5 protein-coding genes are annotated in these 5797 nt (G+C 73.8%); 2 read left to right on the top strand and 3 right to left on the bottom strand.

All coding sequences use genetic code 11. The features are described 5' to 3' along the window. Nucleotides 1-41 precede the first annotated feature (41 nt). Entirely contained in the window at nucleotides 42-1286 is a 1245-nt protein-coding gene (locus tag HGA02_RS08685) for a sugar ABC transporter substrate-binding protein (protein WP_168678681.1), read from the bottom strand. A 213-nt stretch (nucleotides 1287-1499) separates the two neighbouring features. On the opposite strand from HGA02_RS08685, the gene HGA02_RS08690 reads away from it, so the two are divergent. Together HGA02_RS08690 and HGA02_RS08695 are read left to right on the top strand one after the other, a co-directional pair. Then, nucleotides 1500-2570 (top strand): LacI family DNA-binding transcriptional regulator, encoded by a 1071-nt coding sequence (locus HGA02_RS08690; RefSeq protein ID WP_343035389.1) that lies wholly within the window; start codon nucleotides 1500-1502, stop codon nucleotides 2568-2570. A 145-nt stretch (nucleotides 2571-2715) separates the two neighbouring features. Beyond that, nucleotides 2716-4491 (top strand): glycoside hydrolase family 13 protein, encoded by a 1776-nt coding sequence (locus tag HGA02_RS08695; RefSeq protein WP_168678683.1) that lies wholly within the window; start codon nucleotides 2716-2718, stop codon nucleotides 4489-4491. Nucleotides 4492-4612: 121 nt separating this feature from the next. On the opposite strand, the gene HGA02_RS08700 is transcribed toward HGA02_RS08695, so the two are convergent. Both HGA02_RS08700 and HGA02_RS08705 read right to left on the bottom strand, forming a co-directional pair. After that, entirely contained in the window at nucleotides 4613-5302 is a 690-nt protein-coding gene (locus tag HGA02_RS08700; protein ID WP_168678684.1) for a PP2C family protein-serine/threonine phosphatase, read from the bottom strand. A 68-nt stretch (nucleotides 5303-5370) separates the two neighbouring features. Then, nucleotides 5371-5797, bottom strand: a 427-nt coding sequence (locus HGA02_RS08705; protein ID WP_168678685.1) for an LLM class flavin-dependent oxidoreductase, incomplete at its 5' end; no start/stop codon positions are given.

The following is a 5797-nucleotide window of genomic DNA, read 5'->3' on the forward strand; positions in this document are numbered from 1 at the left end:
CGGCGACCCGGCCGGGGCGGGCCGGGTCGCCGGACGGGTGCTCAGCTCGCGGCGATCTTGCCGGCGATCGAGGCGGTCATCTGGTCCCACAGCGCGGTGGGGTCGCCCTGCTGGTTGACGAGCGCGACCTCGGTGGCACCCCAGTCGGCCCAGACGGTGTCCATCGCGGGGATCGACGGCATCGGGACGCCGTCCTTGCCGACCTCCGCGAACCCGCCGACGATCGGGTCGTCGCCGATCTCGTCGAGCGCCGACTGCAGCGCCGGGGCGCGGCCGCCCGCCTCGTACATGGCGAGCTGGACGTCCTTGGTGCCGAGGTAGTTGACGACGAACTCGTTCGCGAGGAGCGCGTTCTTCGACTTCGCGGAGATGAAGAAGCCCTGCACGCCGACGAAGGGCTGCGACGGCTGGCCACCGGCGGACGGCACCTTCTCGATGCCGACGTTGATGCCGGCGCTCACGAAGTCGCCGACGTTCCACGGGCCGGTGATCATGTACGGCGCCTGGCCGTTGATGAACGCCTCCTTGGCGACGTCACCCGAGAGCGACGTGTTGAGGACGCCCTCGGCGCCGAGCTTGGCGACGTACGCGGCGAACGCGCGGCCGCCGTCGGAGTCCATCGCGAGCTGCGCGGCGTCGTACGCGCCGTCGGCGTCGGTGCCGAAGACGGGGGCGCCGAACGACGTCTGCAGCGGGTACATGTGGTACGGGTCGCCGGTCTTCTCGTCCTGCTGGATGAGGACCGAGTACTGCGTGCCGGCCGCCTTGGCCTGCGCGACGAGCTCGTCGAACGAGGCGGGCGTGGCGTCGGGGACGAGGTCCTTGTTCTTGACGAGCGCGATGTTCTCGACGGAGTACGGCAGGCCGTACAGCGTGCCGTCGTAGCTCATGGCCTGCGTGGAGACGGGGAGGAAGTCCTCCGCCTTGTCGCCGAGCTCGATCGGCGCGACCACGCCGTTCTGGACGAGCTTGCCGAGCCAGTCGTGCGCGCCGACGATCACGTCGGGGCCCTGCCCGGTCGGCGCCTGCGAGATGAAGTCGTCGCGGATGTCGCCGAAGTCCTTCTGGACCAGCTTGACGGTGACGCCCTTCTCCTTCTCGAAGGTGGTCGCCACCTCCTTCACCGGGCCGGACCGGGTGTCGTCCACCCAGACGGTCAGGGTGCCGGCGTTCGCCGCGGACGACTCGGACGCGTCGTCCGTCGTCTCGCCGGACGAGCCCGAGCACGCGGCGAGCGTCAGCGCGAGGCCGAGGGTCGCCGCGACGACAGGGATGCTCCGTCGCATCGTGTCTCTCCAAGGGGTGCAGAGGGAGTGCCCGCTCCGGCGGTGCTCCCACCGACGCTGGCCTGGTGCGACGGAAAGTTACGTCGTTGCACCGCGCGTTGCAAGTCGTTACGGTAACTTTCAGGCAACGGTTGCAGCGGCGTCACGAACGGGCTCGCCTCGACCACGAACAGCCCAGGACGAGGAGGTCCCGTGTCCCTTACGCTGCCACCCGTGCGCACCCGTCTGACGGACCTGGCCGAGCAGGCCGGCGTCAGCACGGCGACCGTGTCACGGGTACTCAACGGCAAGCACGGCGTGTCGGCCCAGGCACGGCAGGCCGTGCTGGCGGCCCTCGACGTGCTCGGCTACGAGCGCCCCGAGAAGCTGCGCACCCGCTCGGCCGGCCTCGTCGGCCTCGTCGTCCCCGAGCTGTCGAACCCCGTGTTCCCCGCGTTCGCGCAGGGCATCGAGACGATGCTCACCGAGCGCGGGTACACCGCGGTGCTGTGCACGCAGTCCCCCGGCGGCACCACCGAGGACCAGTACGTCGAGATGCTGCTCGAGCACGGCGTCGACGGCATCGTCTTCGTCTCCGGCCTGCATGCCGACACCACCGCGAGCAAGGAGCGGTACCACCGGCTGCGCAGCCGCGGGCTGCCCGTCGTGCTCGTCAACGGCTGGGCCGAGGGCGTCGACGCGCCGACCGTGTCGACCGACGACGCCGCCGCGCTCGACCTCGCGTTCCGCCACCTCACGTCGCTCGGGCACCGCAGCATCGGCCTCGCGATCGGCCCCGACCGCTTCGTGCCGGCGCGCCGCAAGCGCGAGGAGTTCGCGGTCAACCTGCAGCGGCACCTCGGCGTCGACGACCCCACCGGGCACGTCGTGTCGACGCTGTTCACCGTCGAGGGCGGCCAGGCCGCGGCGCTCGACCTCATCGACTCCGGGCACACCGCGATCATCTGCGGCTCTGACCTGATGGCGCTGGGCGCGATCCGGGCCGCCCGGTCACGCGGGCTGTCCGTCCCGGGCGACGTGTCGGTCGTCGGGTTCGACGACTCGCCCCTCATCGCCTTCACCGACCCGCCGCTCACGACCGTGCGCCAGCCGGTCCAGGCGATGGGCCACGCCGCGGTGTCCGCGCTCGTCGCGGAGATCAGCGGGACCCCCGCCTCGCGCACCGAGCTCAAGTTCCACCCCGAGCTCATCGTGCGCGGCTCCACGGGCGCCGCGCCCGCGCACGCCGTCGCGAACGGCTCGCCGGCCACCGGCACCCCGGCGGACGGTCCGGCACCCGCCTGACCGGCAGGCTTGCCGGACCCCGGCAGCCGCTGCCTACCCTGGTCCGACCCGGAGCCTTCGCGCGGCCCTCACGGCCGTCTCCCGCACCGCTCCTCCGGCGACGACGCCTCCCCTCCCCAGATCCACCCGAAAGAGGCATGCCCGCATGACGACGCTCGACTCCCGGCCCCTGCACACCCTGGTGCACGCACCCGGCTCCCCCGACGCCGAGTGGTGGCGCACCGCGGTGATCTACCAGGTCTACCCGCGGTCGTTCGCCGACGCGTCGGGCGACGGCGTCGGCGACCTTCCCGGCATCACGTCGCGCCTCCCCCACCTCGCCGAGCTGGGCGTCGACGCGGTCTGGCTGTCGCCCTTCTACCGGTCGCCGCAGGCCGACGCCGGCTACGACGTCGCCGACTACCGCGACGTCGACCCGCTGTTCGGCACGCTCGACGACTTCGACGCGCTGCTCGGCCGGGCGCACGAGCTCGGCATGCGCGTGATCGTCGACCTCGTGCCCAACCACACGTCCGACGAGCACGCGTGGTTCGTCGAGGCCATGGCCGCCGGTCCCGGCTCGCCGGAGCGCGAGCGCTACCTGTTCCGCGAGGGGCGCGGCGAGCACGGCGAGGAGCCGCCGAACAACTGGCAGTCGATCTTCGGCGGCCCGGCGTGGACCCGCACCACGAACGCCGACGGCACGCCCGGCCAGTGGTACCTCCACCTGTTCGACTCGCGGCAGCCCGACCTCAACTGGGAGCACCCCGAGGTCCGCGCCGAGTTCGAGGACGTCCTGCGGTTCTGGCTCGACCGGGGCGTCGACGGCTTCCGCATCGACGTCGCGCACGGCATGGTCAAGGAGCAGGGCCTGCCCGACTGGGACGGCCACGTCTCGATGATCGAGGGCGTCGACGAGGTCGACGGCCACGAGGCCGTGCCGGCCGAGGCGGACGACCCGTCGCGCGCCGACGAGGTCACCGGCTCGGGCAACCGCGGACCGATGTTCGACCAGGACGGCGTGCACGAGATCTACCGCGCGTGGAACCGCGTGCTCGCGCAGTACGCGGGCGACCGCGCGCTCGTCGCGGAGGCCTGGGTCGAGCCGCTGTCGCGCCTCGCGCTGTACGTGCGCCCGGACGAGATGCAGCAGGCGTTCAACTTCGCGTTCCTCGCGACGCCGTGGGACGCCCCGCAGCTGCGCGACGTGATCGAGGCGTCGTACGTGACGGCCGACGGCGTCGGCGCGCCGACGACCTGGGTGCTGTCGAACCACGACGTCGTCCGGCACGCGTCGCGCCTCGGCCTGTCCGTACCGGGCTCGCGTCCCAACGGGATCGGCGTGGGCGACGAGCAGCCCGACGAGGCCCTCGGCCTTCGCCGGGCGCGGGCCGCGACGCTCCTCATGCTCGGCCTGCCCGGCTCGGCGTACCTGTACCAGGGCGAGGAGCTCGGCCTGCCGGACCACACCGCGCTCGACGACGATCTGCGCCAGGACCCGGCGTTCTTCCGCACGGGCGGTGCCGAGCGCGGGCGTGACGGCTGCCGCGTCCCGCTGCCGTGGGCGGCCGGCGAGGAGGGCTTCGGCTTCTCCCCGACGGGCGTGACCTGGCTGCCCCAGCCCGCGTCGTGGGCGGCGTACGCGCTCGACGCGCAGCGCGGTGTCGCCGGCTCGACCTACGAGACGTACCGCGCCGCGCTCGCGACGCGCCGGGCCGAGCAGCTGGGCTCGGGCGGGCTCGCCTGGGCGCCCGGCCTCGGTGACGACGTCATCGCGTTCGTCAACCGCGAGGTGCTCGTCGTCGCCAACCTCGGCACCGAGCCCGTCGTGCTGCCCGCCGGCACCGAGGTGCTCCTGGCGTCGGGCGACACCGCGACCGACACCGACGGTGCCGTCCTCGTCCCGTCGGACACGACCGTGTGGGTCCGCGCGACCGCCTGACCCCGTCTGCCGCCCCGGGTGGCGCGCCGACCACGGTGCGCGGCCCGGGGCGGTCGTGCGTCCGGGGACGGTCGTGCGTCCTCGGGGCGGCCGTCCCGTCCGGGGAGGGCGCGCCGCCGCGTCAGCCCGCCGGTGCGTCCTGCTCGCGCGTGAGGTGGACCGCGAGCACCGCGACGTCGTCGCCGCGCTCGGCCGAGTCGAACCGGCCGAGCAGCACGTCGCACAGCTCGCCCGGGTCGAGGGTGCCGGCCTCTGCCACGACCTCGGCCATGCGCGCGAGCGAGTCGGCCATGTGGCCCGAGCGGCGCTCGAGCAGGCCGTCGGTCACGAGGACCAGCGTGCACGGACCCGACGGCGGCACGGTCGTGGTGCGCCGCTCGCTCGGCAGCCGCACACCCAGCAGCGGCGACGACCCCGTGAGGTAGCGCGCGCCGTCGGCGGACACGAGGAGCGGCGGCAGGTGCCCGGCGTTGACGACCTCCATGCTGCCGTCGTGCAGGTCGACCACGGCGACGCACACCGTGACCAGCTCGGGGTGGCTGCGGATCAGCAGCTCGTTGAGCAGGTCGAGCGCGCGGGCCGGCGGGTGCCCCTCGACGAGGTAGGCGTGCAGCGCGAACCGGAGCTGCGCCATGACGGTCGCCGCGCGCAGGGAGTGGCCCTGCACGTCGCCGATCACGACCGCGACCTTCCCGTCGGGCAGCTCGAGCGCGTCGTAGAAGTCGCCGCCGACGCTCAGCTGCGCGTCGGACGCGCTGTACCGGGCGGCCATCCGGATCCCGGGCGGGGTCGGCAGCGCGTGCGGGAGCATCGAGCGCTGGAGCGTGAGGGCGATGTGGTGCTCCTGCGCGAACGACCGGAGCGTGCCGATCGCACCGGTCAGCGCAGACGTGCGAGGGAGTCCAGCGCGGCGACGGGGTCGGGGCCGAGCGGGAACAGGACCGCCGACGACACGCCCGCGTCGAACAGCGCGTCGAGCCGGGCGCGCGCGGCGGCCGGCGTCCCGACGATCCCGAGGTCGTCGACCCACGCGTCGGGCAGCGCGGCGCCGAACTCCTCGGGCGACCCGACCGACGCCCGCAGGGCCGCGATCTCGTCGGCGTAGGGCAGCGGCGCGAGGTGCGGCGCCCAGTCCGGCTCCCCCACCCAGGCGAGCGCGGGCCGGGCCAGACGACGGGCCGCGTCGGCGTCGTCGTCGACCGCCGCGACGCAGTACGCGACGACCCGGTGCTCGCGCGTCGGGGCGATGTGCGCCAGGGCCGTCGCGACGTACTCGGGCGTCACGGGTTCCGCGAGCACGGTCCCG

Origin of the sequence: Cellulomonas septica (assembly GCF_012396155.1) — a bacterium.
GTDB classification, from domain to species: domain Bacteria; phylum Actinomycetota; class Actinomycetes; order Actinomycetales; family Cellulomonadaceae; genus Cellulomonas; species Cellulomonas septica.

Excerpts from the sequence above, each read along its gene's own strand:
- HGA02_RS08685 (WP_168678681.1), bottom strand. The coding sequence starts at position 1,286 with ATGCGACGGAGCATCCCTGTCGTCGCGGCGACCCTCGGCCTCGCGCTG.
- HGA02_RS08695 (WP_168678683.1), top strand. The coding sequence starts at position 2,716 with ATGACGACGCTCGACTCCCGGCCCCTGCACACCCTGGTGCACGCACCC.
- HGA02_RS08700 (WP_168678684.1), bottom strand. The coding sequence starts at position 5,302 with ATGCTCCCGCACGCGCTGCCGACCCCGCCCGGGATCCGGATGGCCGCC.